16 protein-coding genes are annotated in these 16,714 nt (G+C 69.3%); 7 read left to right on the forward strand and 9 right to left on the reverse strand.

What is annotated here, in order from left to right:
• The first annotated feature begins 18 nt into the window (after positions 1-18).
• Together GGQ93_RS14125 and GGQ93_RS14130 are read left to right on the forward strand one after the other, a co-directional pair.
• A complete protein-coding gene (locus tag GGQ93_RS14125; RefSeq protein ID WP_035308676.1) occupies positions 19-672 on the forward strand; it encodes a response regulator in 654 nt (217 codons plus the stop codon).
• Positions 669-2,000 carry an ATP-binding protein gene (locus tag GGQ93_RS14130; RefSeq protein WP_035308677.1) on the forward strand — a complete coding sequence of 444 codons (1,332 nt, stop codon included), beginning with the start codon at positions 669-671 and terminating at the stop codon, positions 1,998-2,000. The genes GGQ93_RS14125 and GGQ93_RS14130 overlap by 4 nt, the downstream gene beginning before the upstream one ends.
• Positions 2,001-2,421: 421 nt before the next feature.
• On the opposite strand, the gene pdeM is transcribed toward GGQ93_RS14130, so the two are convergent.
• Genes pdeM through GGQ93_RS14150 form a run of 4 tightly spaced genes read right to left on the reverse strand, consistent with a single transcriptional unit; the run spans position 2,422 to position 6,459 of the window.
• Entirely contained in the window at positions 2,422-3,207 is a 786-nt protein-coding gene (gene pdeM / locus GGQ93_RS14135; protein ID WP_183217849.1) for a ligase-associated DNA damage response endonuclease PdeM, read from the reverse strand.
• On the reverse strand, positions 3,204-5,795 hold the full coding sequence (locus tag GGQ93_RS14140) for a ligase-associated DNA damage response DEXH box helicase (protein ID WP_183217851.1): 2,592 nt from the start codon (positions 5,793-5,795) through the stop codon (positions 3,204-3,206). The genes pdeM and GGQ93_RS14140 overlap by 4 nt, the downstream gene beginning before the upstream one ends.
• Positions 5,792-6,226, reverse strand: coding sequence for a type II toxin-antitoxin system VapC family toxin (locus GGQ93_RS14145; RefSeq protein WP_183217853.1), 435 nt, complete (start codon positions 6,224-6,226; stop codon positions 5,792-5,794). Before GGQ93_RS14145 ends, GGQ93_RS14140 begins: the two co-directional genes overlap by 4 nt.
• On the reverse strand, positions 6,223-6,459 hold the full coding sequence (locus tag GGQ93_RS14150) for a hypothetical protein (protein ID WP_054764169.1): 237 nt from the start codon (positions 6,457-6,459) through the stop codon (positions 6,223-6,225). The genes GGQ93_RS14145 and GGQ93_RS14150 overlap by 4 nt, the downstream gene beginning before the upstream one ends.
• Positions 6,460-6,555: 96 nt before the next feature.
• Here GGQ93_RS14150 and GGQ93_RS14155 point away from each other — a divergent pair, with 96 nt between their 5' ends.
• The 5 genes from GGQ93_RS14155 to hisC are packed head-to-tail and all read left to right on the forward strand — an operon-like array spanning position 6,556 to position 12,815.
• Entirely contained in the window at positions 6,556-9,435 is a 2,880-nt protein-coding gene (locus GGQ93_RS14155; RefSeq protein WP_183217855.1) for an ATP-dependent DNA helicase, read from the forward strand.
• Position 9,436: 1 nt separating this feature from the next.
• Entirely contained in the window at positions 9,437-9,910 is a 474-nt protein-coding gene (gene ybaK / locus GGQ93_RS14160; RefSeq protein ID WP_007390298.1) for a Cys-tRNA(Pro) deacylase, read from the forward strand.
• 54 nt (positions 9,911-9,964) lie between these two features.
• A complete protein-coding gene (locus tag GGQ93_RS14165; protein ID WP_183217857.1) occupies positions 9,965-11,017 on the forward strand; it encodes a DUF2125 domain-containing protein in 1,053 nt (350 codons plus the stop codon).
• Positions 11,017-11,703, forward strand: coding sequence for a hypothetical protein (locus GGQ93_RS14170; RefSeq protein ID WP_183217859.1), 687 nt, complete (start codon positions 11,017-11,019; stop codon positions 11,701-11,703). The genes GGQ93_RS14165 and GGQ93_RS14170 overlap by 1 nt, the downstream gene beginning before the upstream one ends.
• A 14-nt stretch (positions 11,704-11,717) precedes the next feature.
• Positions 11,718-12,815, forward strand: a complete 1,098-nt coding sequence (gene hisC / locus GGQ93_RS14175) for a histidinol-phosphate transaminase (RefSeq protein WP_183217861.1) — start codon at positions 11,718-11,720, stop codon at positions 12,813-12,815.
• A gap of 19 nt (positions 12,816-12,834) precedes the next feature.
• Here the strand turns inward: hisC and GGQ93_RS14180 are convergent, their stop codons facing one another.
• Genes GGQ93_RS14180 through GGQ93_RS14200 form a run of 5 tightly spaced genes read right to left on the reverse strand, consistent with a single transcriptional unit; the run spans position 12,835 to position 16,662 of the window.
• Entirely contained in the window at positions 12,835-13,629 is a 795-nt protein-coding gene (locus GGQ93_RS14180; protein ID WP_183217863.1) for a MipA/OmpV family protein, read from the reverse strand.
• 26 nt (positions 13,630-13,655) lie between these two features.
• The gene (locus GGQ93_RS14185; RefSeq protein ID WP_183217865.1) at positions 13,656-14,387 is read right to left on the reverse strand and encodes a lysophospholipid acyltransferase family protein; all 732 of its coding nucleotides are present in this window, start codon (positions 14,385-14,387) and stop codon (positions 13,656-13,658) included.
• Complete coding sequence (locus GGQ93_RS14190) at positions 14,388-15,044, reverse strand: YdcF family protein (protein WP_183217867.1); 657 nt, start codon at positions 15,042-15,044, stop codon at positions 14,388-14,390.
• Entirely contained in the window at positions 15,041-15,946 is a 906-nt protein-coding gene (locus GGQ93_RS14195) for a cell division protein FtsX (RefSeq protein WP_054764160.1), read from the reverse strand. The genes GGQ93_RS14190 and GGQ93_RS14195 overlap by 4 nt, the downstream gene beginning before the upstream one ends.
• A complete protein-coding gene (locus tag GGQ93_RS14200; protein ID WP_182714606.1) occupies positions 15,943-16,662 on the reverse strand; it encodes a cell division ATP-binding protein FtsE in 720 nt (239 codons plus the stop codon). Before GGQ93_RS14200 ends, GGQ93_RS14195 begins: the two co-directional genes overlap by 4 nt.
• Positions 16,663-16,714 lie beyond the last annotated feature (52 nt).

Here is a 16,714-nt window from a genome sequence, read left to right on the forward strand (position 1 = left end):
ACTTCCACCTCACGCCGCATGAGACTGCTCGCCATAGAAGATGATCCCGTTCTCGCCGACGGCCTCCAGGTCGGGCTCAGCGCCTGCGGCTGGACGGTCGAAGTCGTCGGGCGGGTCGAGGACGCCCTCGCGGCGCTGGAAAGCTCGGCGTTCGATGCGGTCGTGCTGGATTTGGGTCTTCCTGATGGCGACGGCCTTTCGGTGCTGCGTTTCGTTCGCGAGCGCGACATGGATGTCGGCGTGGTGGTCTTGTCGGCGCGCGATGACAGTCGGGACCGCATTGTGGGTCTGGACGCCGGCGCGGACGACTATGTCGGCAAGCCTTTCGATCTCGACGAACTGGCGGCGCGACTGCGCGCGGTGCGGCGTCGCCTGCTTGGGCGCTCGGCGCCCGCCTTGCGCCACGGCGGGGTGACCCTTGATCCCCAGTCGCGTCTGGCTTGGCGTGAAGAGGGGGACCTGCCCCTTTCGAGACGTGAGTTCGCCATCCTGGAGGCCCTGATGGAACGGCCTGCACAGGTCCTCTCGCGCAGTCAGCTAGAAGAACGCCTGTACGGTTGGCAGGAGGAGATCGGCTCTAACGCGGTGGAAGTGCACATCCACTATCTCCGGGCCAAGTTGGGAGCCGGCTTCATCCGCACCGTCCGCGGCGTAGGATACACCCTGCAATGAGCTCGATCCGCCTGCGTCTGTTCGCCACCCTCGCGCTCGTGACCGCCCTCGTCTGGGGCGGCGCGGTCGTCTGGGTCGAGATCCAGACCCGGGCCGAGGTGCAACGGGTGCTGGACCGGCGCCTGATGGAGTCGGCCCGCATGGTCTCGTCCCTGATGCAGGCCGGCAGCGTGCGCCCGGCGATGCAGGCTCCGGAAAGCGGGGCCGCCGATGTCTACGACCGTCAGCTCTCCTGCCAGATCTGGTCGCTGGAAGGCGATCTGATTGGTCGGTCCCAAAGCGCGCCTGCGGAGCGGTTGTCGGAAGGGGGCGACGGTTTTTCAGAACGCACGATCCGGGGCGAGCGCTGGCGCGTCTACACGGTGCATGATCGTGATGCCGGTTTCAGGGTCATGGTCGGGGACAATCTGGCCGTTCGCGAGCACCTGGTCGGCAATGTCGTCACCGCTTTGATCGGTCCGGCGGTCCTTGGTCTGCTGGTGCTTGGCGTATTGATCTGGTGGTCGGTAGGGCGGGGGCTGACCCCTATTCGACAAATGACCCGCAGCCTTGCGGTACGGGATGCGGAAGATCTGACGGCGTTGGACGTATCGCCGGACGCCCGCGAACTCCGTCCCTTCGCCCTGGCGCTGAACGACTTGATGTCACGCCTTGGCGCAGCGCGACGTCGCGAGGCCGAGTTCACGGCCGCTGCCGCGCACGAATTGCGTACGCCTCTGGCAGGCCTGCGCGTCCAGGCGCAGATTGCGGCGTCGTCTTCGGATACGGCCGTTCGAAGACGCGCGCTGGAGCAGATCCAGACCTCTGTCGATCGCACTGCCCGCCTCGTCACAGGTCTTCTCGTCTTGGCGCGCGAGGACGAGATGCCGGTTAGCGACGAAGATCGCCGCTGGGTGACGCTTCGGTCGCTGTTTGCAGGAGCGGAAGGCGATGATCGGGTGTCGATCGTTGAAGGTGACGCGCTGCTTAACGTGGATCCAGATCGCTTCGAGGCAGCGGCTGCCAATCTCCTCGCCAACGCGCAGGCGCATGCGGCATCCTCAGTCGTGATCAGTTACGACCCGACTTCCGGGCGTTTAATCGTCGAGGACGACGGCCCGGGCGTGGCCTTCTCGGATCTGCATCGGCTGGGTAGGCGCTTCTTCCGTGCGGCCAATGCACCTTCCGGAGGGAGCGGTCTGGGCCTCTCTATCGTCCTCGCCACAGTGAAGGCCCATGGGGGACAGGTGCAGTTCTTGCGCTCACCAGGAGGCGGTCTCCGTGTCGAGGTGATAGTTGCTATTGAGGCTTCGGGGTCGATGCATAAGCCTAGCACGCTGACCGACTAACAACGATCTCGGCACGCCGAAAGGGTGAGCTCGGGGCCGATCGCGGATCGGAGGCGGACATTAGATGTTCTCACCTCCAGCGTCTGCTGATGCAAACGGCTGCTGGTCGCACAGCGAGGATAGCCCGCACGCACCCCACTGCTGGCTCACTAAGTTGGGCTAGGGCTTTCGGCGGCTCAGCGGCCGCTGGTCGGGAGATTTCCGACCGGGTTTCTGCTATGGGATTTCAGGAAGTGGGTATTGATCCAGATTGCTGGCTCTTCCCCTCTTCTGGTGACCATATGGTGACCAATCGTCGCTGAGATTTCCTAAGTTCTTAGAAAAATCAGCTTTATCAATAGGATAGAACGAGAGTTCGCGGCATCGAATATCCTGTACTGGGACATCGAGCTGGAGCCCTGAATTTCGTCGGATCGCGGCGTCAGGCGAACCGGCCGGAACGCCGGCGGTCCAGGCCGGCGGGCTCGGCGCAGGTCTTCCAAGACACGGCATGAACCTTGTCGCGCCCCAGGACGGCGGCCATCGGTTCTGAGCCGAACAGGTCCGCTATGGCCGGATCGCAGACGTCCAGTCCGCCGGTGAAGGCGCCGAAGGCCGGCAGGATCAGGCGCGATCCGTCGGTGATGAAACAGGGGCGGCGAACGCCGCGGCCATAAGCGACCACGCGGGCGGCGGGATGCAGGTGGCCGGCGACCTCGCCCTGGCGGTCGTCCGTCCCGGTGCGGGGCTCGGGCTCGTGGGTCAGGCGAAGCCCGCCCAGCCGCATCTCCGCCAGGACCACGCCGGGCAAACCGAGCGTGGAGGCGGTCAGGGCTTCACGGTCGTGATTGCCCTCCAGCCAGGTCCAGTCGCGCCCGGCCGCCAGCCGGTCCAGGCGGAGGCGGTCTTCCACCGCCATGCGTGGCACGGCTTTTCGGTCATGGAAGCTGTCGCCCAGCAGGATGACCCGGACCGGGTCCAGTTCGGCGATCTCGGCTTCCAGCCGGTCCAGGGTGGCGCGGCTGTCGTAGGGCGGCAGCATCTGGCCGCGCGCGGCGAAGGCCGAGCCCTTTTCCAGGTGCAGGTCTGCCGCGATCAGGGTGCGATGGGCGGGAAGCCACAAAGCCCCGGAACAGCGCAGCACGCAGGTCTCGCCCGCGATCTGGACCCGCAAGGACCCGCAGGGCTTGCGCGTGGGGGACAGGGTCTGGCGCAGGGCGGCGTTCACGGCGCCGCCTCGTCCATGACCTCGGCGATCAGCTGTTCGGCGCTTTCGTCCAGGATCATTTCGGCGGCGTCCCCGCCGACCCGCTCGCGCCCGATCTGGACCAGGACCGGCACGCAGAAGGGCGAGGGGCGGGTCAGGGGCTGATGACGGATGCGACCCTCGATCCGCGTCAGCATCTGGCCCAGCCGCGCCACGTCCAACAGGCCGGACGCGGCGTCGGCGCGGGCGGTCTTCAGCAGCAGATGATCGGGTTGGTGGCGGCGGAGCACGTCGTAGATCAGGTCGGTCGAGAAGGTCACCTGGCGGCCGGTCTTTTCGGCGCCCGGCTGGCGGCGCTCGATCAAGCCCGAGATCAGGGCGCAATTGCGGAAGGATCGCTTCATCATGAAGCTCTCCTCCAGCCAGGCCTCCAGGTCGTCGCCCAGCATGTCCGGTTGGAACAGGGCGTCCAGGTCGATCCGGTCCATCGGCTTGATGGACCAGACGGCCAGGGAATAGTCGGTGACCACGAAGCCCAGCGGCCCGACGCCCAGCCGGTCCAGCCGCCGGGTCAGCAGCATGCACAGGGTGGTGTGGGCCAGATTGCCTTCGAACGGATAGGCGACCAGGAAGTGCCGACTGCCGCGCGGAAAGGTCTCCACCAGCATGGATTCGGCGTCAGGGATGGCGGAGCGCTCGGCCTGGAGTTCCAGCCACTCCTGCACGTCGGGCGGCAGGACGCGCCAGTGGTCCGGGTCCTGAACCATGGTGCGAACCCGGTCGGCTAAGGATGTCGACAGCGGGAATTTGGACCCGCCCCAGGAGGGGATCTTGGGCTCCTTGTCGTTGGCGTGGGTGACCAGGGCGTCGGTTCCGACGATGCCCTGAAAGGCCCAGACCTGGCCGGCGAACAGAAAGGTGTCCCCGGGCGTCAGCTGTTCGAAATACCATTCCTCGGCCTCGCCCACCTTGCGGCCGGGGACCAGCTGTCGCGCGGCGCCGCCCCGGCGCCCCGCGACCCGCACGTTCAGGGTTCCGGCCGAGACGATGGCGCCGACATTCATCCGGTGGCGCTGGGCGATATGTTGGTTGCGGACCTTCCAGCGGCCGTCCGGCGTCCTGACGATGCGGGCGAACCGGTCGTAGGTGCGCAGCGCATAGCCGCCGGTGGCGACGAAATCGACCACCTCCTCGAACTGTTCCCAGCTCAGGCCGCGATAGGGGCCGCAGCCGGTGATCTCGTCGTACAGGGCCTGCATGTCGAAGGCCTCGGAGCAGGCCACGCCCATCACATGCTGGGCCAGCGTGTCCAACGTGCCGATATGGATCGGCTCCCAGTCGAAGGCGTTGTCGGCGACCGCCTCGCGCGCGGCCTGGCATTCCAGCATTTCGAACCGGCTGGCGGGGACCAAGAGGGCGCGCGACGGCTCGTCCAGCCGGTGATTGGCGCGGCCGATCCGCTGGACCAGACGGCTGGACCCCTTGGGCGCCGCCATCTGGATGACCAGATCGACGTCGCCCCAGTCGATGCCGAGATCCAGGGTCGAGGTGCAGACCACGGCCCGCAGGTCGCCCCGCGCCATGGCCGCCTCGACCTTGCGTCTTTGTTCGGCGGCCAGGGAGCCGTGGTGCAGACCGATGGGCAGGCTTGCATCATTGATTTCCCACAGCTGCTGAAAGACGAACTCCGACTGCCAGCGGGTGTTGACGAAGATCAGGGCCAGGTTGGCGCGCTGGATGGCGGCATAGACCTCGGGGATGGCGTGCCGGCCGGTGTGCCCCGCCCAGGGCACATGGCCCTCGGAGATCAGCACGTCGATGACGGCGGGAGCGCCGGGATCGCCCTTGACCAGGCGCACCAAATCTCCCCCCGATGGGGGGAGGGGACCAGGCGAAGCCTGGTGAGGGGGGCTTGCTTCGGAGTCGGCGTCAAGGTCGGCCCCCTCCACCGCTTCGCGGTCCCCCTCCCCCAATGGGGGAGGATTGAAGCGCGGCGCCAGCCATCCCCGGATCAGGTCCGGGTCTTCGATCGTCGCGCTCAGACCCACCCGGCGCATGCCGGGTGCGAAGCTCTGCAACCGCCCCAGACCCAGCGACAGCAGGTCGCCGCGCTTGCCGCTCCAGATGGCGTGGACCTCGTCCAGCACCACGCATTTCAGATCGGCGAAATAGGACCGGGCGCCCTCCCAGGCGCAGAACAGGGCCAACTGTTCCGGCGTGGTCAGCAGGATGTCGGGCGGGAAGTCGCGCTGGCGCTGGCGTTTCGACTGTTTGGTGTCGCCCGTCCGCGTCTCGACATGGATGTTCAGCCCGATCTCGCGGATCGGCGTCATCAGATTGCGTTCGACGTCGGTGGTCAGAGCCTTCAGCGGCGACAGATAGAGGGTGTGGACGCCCGAGCCCGGTCCCGTCTGCGGCTTGGGTCCGCGTTCCGCCAGGTCGATCAGACTGGGCAGAAACCCCGCCAAGGTCTTGCCGCCGCCGGTCGGCGCGACCAGCAGGGCGTGCGCCCCCGCCTGGCCCGCCGCGACCATCTCCAGCTGATGCCGCCGAGGCGACCAGCTGCGCCTGGCGAACCAGTCGGCGAACAGGAGCGGAAGCGTCGTCATCCGCTCCACGGCGACAGCAGACGGCAGCCGCTGTGTTCGAAATGGCGGGTGTTGCGCGTGACGAGGGTCAGATCATGGACTAAGGCGGTCGCCGCGATCAGTTCGTCGATCACGCCGGGCGTCAGACCCTGCCTCCGATGTGCGTCGCTGACGGCGCCCCATCGCCGCGCGACGTCGACATCGACGGGCAGGATCCGCTTTCGATAAACCGACAGGATCAAATCCCGCCGCTTCGAAAGCTCGGCCCGCTTGGGACTTTCAGGCAGGTTCAGGATGCCGCGATCCATCTCGCCCAGTAGAAGAACGCTTAGGAAAATTCCCTCTTGCCGGTCCGCAGTTTCGGCCTGCTGGTCGTGCCACGCCATGAAGCCGGGATCGGGGCGAGGCTTGCCCAGTTCGCTGATGGCGTTGGTGTCGAGCAGAAACCTCAAAAATCAGCCTCGCGCGCCGGCCGGGGGTCGCGGGTAAGATCGACGTCGGACCAGTCCATGCCACGGAGAATCTCCAGCATGGTCGGTTTGCGCTTCTGCATTTCCTGGAACCGATTCAGGGGGATCACGACCAAAGGATCGTGGCCTTCGACCTCCAGCTTTTGAGGGCCGTCAGCCTCGACACGAGCGGCGAGCGCTTCCAGCCACGCATCGGGATCAATCGGCTTGTTCACGGCGATCTCCTCGTTTGGACGACATATAGAGGCAGAAGGCCGGCGAAACCAGATGTTCCCGTTCCGTTTCAGCCCCGAGGTCGCTATCTATCGGCCGTGTCCGACGAATCCGTCACCGCCGAATCCCGCCTGACCGGCGCCGAGCCCTGGCTCGATCTGCCGCCGGCGCTCGCCACCCCGCCCGGCGCGGGGGCGGTGTGCGATGAGGCGGGGGCCAGGAAGATCGGGCGGGGGGCGGCCGAGGGTTTCTTCACCGGCGGGCCGGTGCTGGTGGCCCATGCGTCGCTGACCGCGCGGCGGCTGGGGCTGACGCCGCCGCCTCGGTCCGGCGACCTGATGGATGTGCTGGAGCTGTACGCCTTCGTGCGGCCGGCGCGGTTCTGTGCGCCGTCGCCGACGGGGCTGGCGCTGTCGCTGGGCTTGGCGGAGCCGAAGTCGCCCGAGGCGCAGGCGGCGGTGTTGCGTGAAGCGGCGGCCGTGCTGCTGCGTGAGCTGGCGGCGCCCGCCTATCCCCAACGTGAAGCGGCCTATGTGCTGGCCCTGACCCTGCAACGGGCGGGTTGGGCCTGGGGCGAGCGGGTGGTTGAGGCCCTGGAGGCGGGCGGGGTGCGGGCGCGCCAGCATCGCGGGTCGGGTCTGGATGTCTGGAGCCGGCTGACGGAGTGGGAGGACGAGGCGCCGCGCGGCGAGGCGGGGTCGGCGCCGGTCGACAGCGAGAGCGCCCGCATCCGGCTGGAGAAGCTGCTTCAGGCCTCGGGTCTGGACGAGACGCGCCCGACCCAGTCCGACTACGCCGCCGAGGCCGCCTTCGCTTTTTCGCCGCGTAATGAAGAGGGGCGGCCGCGGGTGCTGCTGGCCGAGGCGGGGACGGGCACGGGCAAGACCCTGGGCTATCTGGCGCCGGCCTCTCTCTGGGCCGAGCGGAACCAGGGGGCGGCCTGGATCTCGACCTATACGCGGGCCCTGCAGCGCCAGATCGACCGGGAAAGCCATGCTCTGTGGCCCGATCCAGACGAGCGCCGCCGCAAGACAGTGATCCGCAAGGGGCGCGAGAACTATCTGTGCGTTCTTAATCTTCAGGACATGGTCCAGGCGGCCCAACTGGGGAACGGCGACCTGATCGGCCTGGGGCTGGCGGGTCGGTGGGCGCTGCACACGCGCGACGGGGACATGACCGGGGGCGACTTCCCCGGCTGGCTGTCGGGCCTGTTCGCCGTCCCGCCCGCCCATGCGGCGGGTGCGGCCAATCTGGTCGACCGGCGGGGCGAGTGCGTCCACGCCGCCTGCCCCCACTACCGCACCTGTTTCGTCGAAAAGACCATACGCGCCAGCCGTCGCGCCGACCTGGTCATCGCCAACCACGCCCTGGTCCTGACCCAGGCCGCCTTCGACGGGGCGCGCTCGGCTCGGGGGCAGCAACAGGACGGAGAGACGGCGGCGCTGAAGCGGATCGTCTTCGACGAGGGCCACCATCTGTTCGACGCGGCCGACAGCGCCTTCTCCGCCTGCCTCTCGGGTCAGGAGGCGGCCGAGCTGCGCCGCTGGATTCGCGGACCCGAGGGGCGGGGGCGGCGCGGACGCGGGCTGGAACAGAGGCTGGGCGATCTGGTCGGGGACAATGAGGCGGCGCTGAAGGCGCTGCAGGATGCGATCCGCGCGGCCGCCGCCCTGCCCGGGGAGGGGGTGTCCGGCCGGGTGGCGCCGGCCTCGGGTGAGGTCAATCCGATCGGGCCGATCGAGGCCTTTTTAGCCGCCGCCCTGGATCAGCTGCGCGCCCGCACGGCGGAAACCCCCTATGGCGGGGCCGAGTTCGGCATGGAGTGCGCGCTCAAGCCCGTGACCGAAGCCGTGGCGGAGACGGCCCGCGCCGCCGCCCAGGCCCTGGCGGCGGTCGAGGCCCCGCTTCTGGCCCTGGCACGGCATCTGGAAGATGTCCTCGACGACGAGGCGGCCGAACTGGACGGGTCGCAGCGGTCGCGGATCGAGGGGGCCTTGCGGGGCCTGGACCGGCGCGCCCGCATGACCCTGCCCGGCTGGCGGTCGATGCTGGCGGCGCTGGAGGACGGCGGGAGCGAACCGGATCCCGACTTCGTCGACTGGCTGTCGGCCGAGACCGCCTTCGGCCGCATCCACGACGTGGCCCTGCGCCGCCACTGGATCGATCCCACCGTCCCGCTGGAGGCGGCTGTGATCGCGCCCTCGCACGGGGTGCTGGTGACCTCGGCGACCCTGTCGGACCCCTTGCAGGACGATCCGTTCGATCTGGCGCGGCTCAGGACCGGCTCGGCCCGGCTGATCGAGCCGCCGCGCACCCTGAAGGTCGAGAGCCCGTTCGACTATGCGGCCAGCAGCCGGGTCATCGTCGTCAACGACCTGGTCAAGGACGATCCGCGCCAGACGGCGGCGGCGATGCGTGAGCTGTTCCTGGCGGCCGGGGGCGGGGGCCTGGGCCTGTTCACCGCCATCCGACGTCTTAAGGCGGTCTATGAGCGGCTGGGGCCGGACCTCGCGAAAGCCGGAGTGCCGCTGTACGCCCAGCACGTCGATCCGCTGGAGGTGGGCGCCCTGGTCGACATGTTCCGGGTCGAGGAGAACGCCTGCCTGCTGGGCACGGACGCGGTGCGGGACGGGGTGGACGTGCCGGGCCGGTCGCTGCGAGTCCTCGCCTTCGATCGCGCGCCTTGGCCGCGCCCGGACCTGCTGCACAAGGCGCGGCGCGAACGGCTGGGCGGCCAGTTCGGGCAGGGCAGGGGCTATGACGACGCCCTGGCCCGCGCCCGCATCGCCCAGGCCTTCGGCCGGCTGATCCGCCGTGCGGACGACAAGGGGGTCTTCCTGATGCTGGACGCCGCCACCCCGACGCGGCTGTTCGCCAGCCTGCCGCCTGGGATAGAGGTGCAGCGCATGGGTCTGGCCGACGCCGTCGCCTTGACCCGTGACTTTCTTCAGACGACGCCGCAGACCGAGACCGATTGAGATGTCGAAGACCACGCCCGCCACCGTCGCCCTCGCCAAGGCGGGCGTCGCGTTCGAACTGTTTCCCTATTCCTATGATCCCGATGCGCCGCGCACGGGGCTTCAGGCGGCTGAAGCCCTGGGGCGGCCGCCGGAAGAAGTGTTCAAGACCCTGATGACCCTGGCGGACGGGGCGCCCGCCTGCGTCGTCATTCCCTCCGACGCCGAGGTCAGCATGAAGAAGCTGGCCGCCGCCCTCGGCGCCAAATCGGCCCAGATGATGAAGCCGGCCGACGCCGAACGGCTGACGGGCTACAAGGTCGGCGGGGTCAGTCCCTTCGGTCAGCGCAAGGCCGTGCCGACCCTGTTCGACGAGACGGCGGCGCTGTTCGACCAGATCCTGATCAACGGCGGCCAAAGGGGGCTGCTGCTGGGTCTGGCGCCGGACGAGGCGGTGCGGGCGGCGGCCGCGCGTCTGGTCGATCTGACGGCCTGACGCCTTATGCGGCCGGGGTCGGTTGGGCTATAGCGGCCTTAAACCGGAGTTTGCATGACCCAGCCTTCGACCCCGCGACACAGCCGCGCCGGCCTTTACGGCCCCTTCATCCTGGTGCTGATCGCCCTGGCCGCCTGGACGGGCTGGTGGTTCTATCTGACCCGCCGGATCGACGCGGGGCTGGAGGCCCAGGCGGCGAAGCTGCGCCAGCAGGGGTGGGAGGTCCGCTACGCCGACAAGCGGATCGTCGGTTGGCCGTTCCGCGCCCATGTGCGCCTGACCCACGTCACCGTGGCCGCGCCTTCGGGCCTGGCCCTGGCGGCGCCGGAGCTGGAGGCCGAGGCCAACGCCTATCAGCCGACCAAATGGGTGGTCGCGGCGCCGGAGGGGCTGGTCCTGACCCGCGCCGGCAAGGGCAAGGTGGCGGTCCACGGCGATGCGATCCGCATGAGCGCCAGCGGCATTGACCAGCGCTGGCCCAATCTGGCGCTGGAGCTGGTCAATCCGATCTTCACGGCCCTGCCCCAGGGCGAGCCCTTCCCCATCGCCCGGGCGGCGCGGATCGAATTCTACACGCGGCCGCATCTGGAAGGCTCGACCGTCGCGACCGACGACATCGACGTCATGTTCCGACTGGTCGACGGCCAGGGACGGCGCGACGGGCCGGTCGAGGGCTTCGCCCAGGACGGGCAGCTGACGACCCAGCTGGAGGCCACGATCGGTCAGGCCAGTCTGTTGAAGGGGGGCGACGCCGCAGGGGTCTTTTCCGCCTGGACCAAGGGCGGCGGGACCTTCCGCAATCTGCGCGGCGATCTTCAGGCCGGCGAAAGCCGCGCCACCCTGAGCAGCGACGTTCTGAGGGCCGACGCCGACGGGCGGCTGACCGGCCAGGTGACGGTCCAGTCCCAAAAGCCGCTGCCGGCGCTTTCGGGCCTGCTGGAAAGCCGCAGCCGGCCCGGCGAACGTCTGGGCGCGGCCGGGGCCGCCGCAGCGGCGGGCGCCGCCCAGGCGGCCGGGGGCGAAGAGGTTCCGCTGACCCTGGTCTTCCGCGACGGCCGGACCTGGCTGGGGCCCTTCGCCCTGGCCCCTGCGCCCAAGCTGTTTTGATGGCGTTCCTGAACGAGCCCCCGGCCGATGCGGCCCTGGACGCCCTGGACCGCGCGGTGGTCGAGGCGGTGCGGGCGCGCCTGGCCGCCGGCCCCAGGACGCGCCTGGACGCCTCGGTCCTGAGTCTGCGCGCGCTTCTGGCTGGGGCGCAGCCTGGCGATACGAAGGTGCTGAAGGCCCTGTGGGGGCGGATCGAGGCCGCCGCCGGGCCGTCCCTGATCACCAGCGGCGGCCTGGCTCAGGTGCTGGCGGCCGATCGCTACGGCCTGGGCGGGCGGCCTCTGCCGGCCGAGGAGGCGCTGAAGGCCGCCGAGGACGGGGCGCGGGCTTTGATCGACCTGTCGTCCGATCGTCCCTGGTGGGGTCGGCTCCTGGCCCGGCCGGAGCTGAAGATCGCCGGGGCCCTGCCGGACGACGCCCGCGCCCGTCCCCAAGCCTTTCTGGTGACGCGCGAGGGGTCCGGGCCGACCGGCGAGGATCGGACCTTCTGGGTCACCGACAGCGGCTGGTCCGACACTAAGATCGTTGAGGCCATGGGCGAGGCCGGGTTGATCGCCGATCCTTTGGCTGCGGCAGGCGGCTTGAAGCTGTTCGCCCTGGCAGGCTATGTGCAGGCCGAGGACGGGCGGCTGACGAACGCCCCCGGCCGCCTGACCGGCGTCATCGGCGCCGCCCCCATCTTCTGAGATCAAGGTTTTCCATGACCGACGCGCCCCAGGGCCCCCAGCCCAAGCCCGGCATCCTCGACATCGCCCCCTATGTCGGGGGCAAGTCGTCCATCGCCGGCGTCGCCGAACCGATGAAGCTGTCCTCCAACGAGAACATGCTGGGCGCCGGGGAAAAGGCGCGCGCGGCCTATGAGGCGGCGGTTCGCAACATCCACATCTATCCGGACGGGCGGGCGACCAAGCTGCGCACCGCCGTGGCCCAGACCCACGGGCTGGAGCCCGAGCGGCTGATCTTCGGCAACGGCTCGGACGAGGTCTTCGCCCTGCTGAACCAGACCTATCTGACCGCGGGCGACAACATCGTCTGCGGCCAGTACGGCTTCCTGGCCTATCGCATCAGCGCCAAGGCCTGCGAGGCCGAGGTCAAGCTGGCGCCCGAGCCGAACTACAAGGCCGAGGTGGACGCGCTTCTGGCCCAGGTCGATGAGCGGACCAAGATCGTCTATGTCTCCAATCCGTCGAACCCGACCGGCAGCTACAACTCCGGCGAAGAAATCCGCCGCCTGCACGCGGCCCTGCCGGCTCACGTCATTCTGGTGATCGACGAGGCCTATGCCGAATATGTGACCGAGCCGGATTGGGAGACGGCCTTCCCCCTGGCCAAGGACGCCGAGAACATCGTCGTCACCCGCACCTTCTCCAAGATCCACGGCCTGGGCGGTTTGCGGATCGGCTTCGGCTATGCGCCGCTGAAGGTGGCCGAGGCGATCGACCGCATCCGCCTGCCGTTCAACGTCTCGGTTCCGGGGCTTGAGGCGGCGACGGCGGCCCTGGCCGACGAGGCGCACCAGCAGGCGTCGCGCGAACTGATCGCCACGTGGAAACCGCGCCTGACCCAGGCCCTGCGCGGCTTCGGCCTGGAGGTCCTGCCCAGCGCGGGCAACTTCGTCCTGGTGCTGTTCGAGACGGCCGAACGGGCGGCGGCGGCCAGCGACTATCTGAACGGCAAGGGGATCATCGTCCGCCCGGTCGGCGGCTACGGCCTGCCGCAGGGTCTGCGGATCACCATCGGCACCGAAGACCAGAACCGCGCCGTCATCGACGCGCTGAGCGAGTTCGCGGCGACCTGATCGGTCGCCGCATCCCGCCTCAGCCGCCGAAACGGCGGGCGAAGAAGACGCCCGTGCGGATCGTGTCGTCTTCCTCAGACAGGGGGCTGTCGGCCACGTCGCCCAGGCGGCGTTCATAGTTGACCAGGGCGCCGGCGCCCCATTTGTCGTTCAGCGGGACCAGCAGGAACAGGCTGGCGCCCGCCCCTTGCAGGCCGCTGCCCGGCGAATAGGGGGCGATGCCGTTGCGGGCGGCCTCTTCGGCGCTGACGCCGTAATAGGCGTCGGCCAGTTTGGCGTCGCCGCCGCGCGCATAGACCGAGACGTTCATCAGGCCGATCGGCGTCACCCGCTGATGGCCGACCGAGGCGTAGTATTCAGTCCCTTCGCTGACGTCGGTCACATCGCGGCTGACCCGGCCGCCGACGACGATATTGCCCGGCAGGCGCTGGAAGGCGTAGGCGGCGACGTCGGCGCCGAAGTCGGGCCGATCCAGGTCCAGGCCCTCGATGTCTTCCGGCGAAAAGCGGGGGCGCAATTGCAGCCCGGCGCGGAAGCTGTCGGTCTTGACCGCATTCCAGCCCAGGCCGTCGATGGCGTTCAGATAGACGACGTCGCGATAGTTGGCCGAGACCCAGGGCACGACCCGCGTCTCAGAGCCCGTGTCGCCCCCGCTGTCCTTGCTGTAGAGGGCGCCGACGCCCAGATCGACGGTCCAGCCGTCGGCTGCGGGGCGGATCTGCTCATAGGGCTGGGACTGGGCCAGGGCGGCGCCCCCGGTCAGGGCGGCGGCGGTGAAGGCGGCGGCGGTCAGGGCCAGGCGGCGCAGGGACATGGGGGAGCTTCCTCGTACGGGATCGGTCACCCCATACGTTCGAGCGCGGCCTTTGGCTCCAACAGGGCGGCGGAAGCCGTCTCGATGCGACTTTCCAGCAACGCCATCATCTGTCCGCGTTTCAGTCCGGCGGGAATCGGCTCCAGGAACTCGAACACCACCGTCCCCGGATAGCGGCGGAAGCCGTGGGCGGGCCAGTGGACGCCCGAGTTGGTGGCGACGGGCCAGCAGGGCCCCTCCAGATCGCGATAGATGGCCGCGACGCCGGGCTTGTAATCGCCGGGGACGCCGGGTGCGTTGCGCGTGCCTTCAGGGAAGATGACGATCTGGCGGCCCTCGGCCAGGCGGTCTTTGGCCTGGCGCGTCATGTCCTTCAACGCCTTGGCGTGACCGGCGCGATCCACGGCGATCATCTTGGACCGCCAGGCGAACCAGCCGAAGAAGGGCAGGGGCATCAGCTCCTTCTTCATGACGAAACAGGCGTCGGGCAGGACCGCCAGCAGGGCGACGATGTCCAGCATCCCCTGGTGTTTGGAGGCGATCAGGGCGGCCCCGGTCGGGGCGTTCTCCAGCCCGCGCACCTCGACCCTGACTCCGGCGATCCAGCGCAGGCCGAACAGGGCGACCCGCGCCCACAGCTTGCACACGCCTTGAACATAGCGGTGCGGCGCCAGCAGCACGGGCGACAGGCCGATGGCGATGATCGGCATCGACAGATAGAGCCAGGCGGTGAAGAGCAGGGAACGCAGGGTGTTCACTTAGGCGGGGGCCTTTTCGGTCGGGACGGAAGCTTCGGGCTCTGAGGCTGAGGCTGGGGCTGGGTTTGGGGCGTCTCGGCTGAGCCGCCGAACGGCCTCGCGCCCCAGGGCGGCGAGGTATTTCATATATTCCAGGGTCATCCGCCGGGCCGTGACCGTCGCGCGCCACCAGTGCCGATTGTCCAGCGACGGGGTCGAGACGGCGTAGGGGGTCAGTTTCACCCCCGGCGCCTGGCCCCGGATCTCCACCAGGGAGCGGGGCATGTGATAGTCCGAGGTGACGACGATCAGATGGTCATAGCCCTTGGCCCGCGCCCAGGCGGCGATCTCCTGGGCGTTGCCCACCGTGTCCTCGGCCTCGAAGCCCAGATCGACACAGCAGTTGAACAGGCGGCTCGAGCCGGGGGTCAGTTCGCGCAGTTCGCGACGGCGGACCTCGCGGTTCACGCCCGAGATCAGCACCCGTTCGCCCTTTCCCTGCTCCAACAGGCGTATGGCGGCGTTGACCCGTTCGGACGAGGGGCCGGTCAGGGCCACGATGGCGTCGGCGGGGGCGGGCTCTTCCGCCGGGGTCAGTTCGCGCACCCGATGGGCGAAGGCGAACAGGCCGACCAGCCAGATCAGGGCGACGATGCCGATGACGACGAGCAGTCTCATGCCTTCCCCCTGCCTGAGCCCAGCACCTGCATGGCGGCGAATCTGGCCGCGACAAGCGCCACCGTAGCCGCCAGCAGCGGACATGGCGAGAGCAACAGCAGATCCCCCCAGGTCACGGGCAGGGCCTGGGTCAGGCCGCCCGATCCGCCCAGGAACCGCACAAAGGCCAGAAGCAGGGCCGCCAGCACGGCGCCGACGGCGCCGGCGCCGGCCGCGATCAGGGCGAACCGCCGCTGGAACAGCCAGGCGATGCGCCCGTCGGTCGCGCCGTTCAGGCTCAGGGTCTCGATCACGCCCCGGCCGGCGGCCAGGCCGGCGCGGGTGGCGTAGGCGATGGCGGCGGCGGCGGCGAAGGCGATCGCCAGGAAGGCCGCGCCCGCCAGAACGGTGATCAGGGCGGCCGACCGTTCGACCTCGCCTCGCCACAGACTGTGGTCGTCCACCGTGGCGTCCAGACCGGCCTCGGCCAGGGCGCGGCTCAGGGTCACGGCGCTGGCCGGGGCGTCGGGGTCCAGCCGGACCGTCACCAGATGCGGCAGGGGCAGGTCGGGCAGGACGGCGTCGCCCAGCCAGGGCCGCAGCAGATCCTCGGCCGCCTTGCGGTCAAGGGCGGCGGCCTCTTCGACGCCGTTGACGCCCGCCAGGGTTTCGGCGGCGCGGGCGGCGGCGGTGTCGCCGCTTTCGCCGACGCGGGGCCGCACCTGGACGGTCGCCTCCGCCCCCAGTTGACGCGCCCAGCCGTGGGCGGCCCGATCGGCGGCCGAGGCGGCGACGGCGGCCAGACAGGCCAGGAAACACAGGACGGCGATGACCGTCATCAGCCAGGGCTCGCCCGCAGCGGCGGGGGGCAGCAGGCCGGGTCGACGTCGGGGAAGGCTCCGGGCCAGGATCGACGGCGTCATGCGGCCATCCTGCCGGCTTCGCTCAACCGGCCCTGGTCCAGCTTCAAAACCTTGGCTCCCGACCGTTCGGCCAGGGCCTGATCGTGGCTGGCGATCAGGACGGTGGCCCCCAGGCGGTTCAGCGATTGGAACAGACGCAGCAGCTTGTCGGCCATGACGGCGTCCACGCTGCCGGTCGGTTCGTCCGCCACGATCAGGCCGGGACGGGTGATGACGGCGCGGGCGATGGCCAGCCTCTGCTTCTCGCCGCCGGACAGGGCGGGCGGACGGGCGTCCATCCGGCGGCCCAGCCCGACCCATTTCAGCATCTCTTCGACATCGGCGGCGTAGTCGGCCTCGCGCCCGCCCGCCAGCCGCAGCGGCAGGGCGGCGTTCTCGAAGGCGGACAGATGGTCCAGCAGGCGGAAATCCTGAAACACCACCCCCATGCGGCGCCGAAAAGCGGGGATGTCGCGCCGGTCGATGTGTGAAACGTCGGTCCCGAACAGGCGCAGGCTTCCCTTCGTCGGCCGGTCGGCCAGGGTCAGAAGCCGCAGCAGCGACGACTTTCCGGCGCCGGACGGTCCGGTAAGGAAGTGGAAAGAGCCTCGCGTCAGAATGAGGTTAACGTCTCGCAGCACGTCGGGCGCGTCCGCATAGCCGAAACCCACGCCCGACAGGCGGGCGGTCTCGGCGACGGGGGCGGAATCGGCGGCGCTGGGGGGCGGGGACGGCATAGGGTTTGTTTTCAGGGACAGGGCGTAGACCGCGCCTTACGGGAGGGGGCGA

This window comes from Brevundimonas aurantiaca (assembly GCF_014199955.1).
GTDB lineage: Bacteria > Pseudomonadota > Alphaproteobacteria > Caulobacterales > Caulobacteraceae > Brevundimonas > Brevundimonas aurantiaca.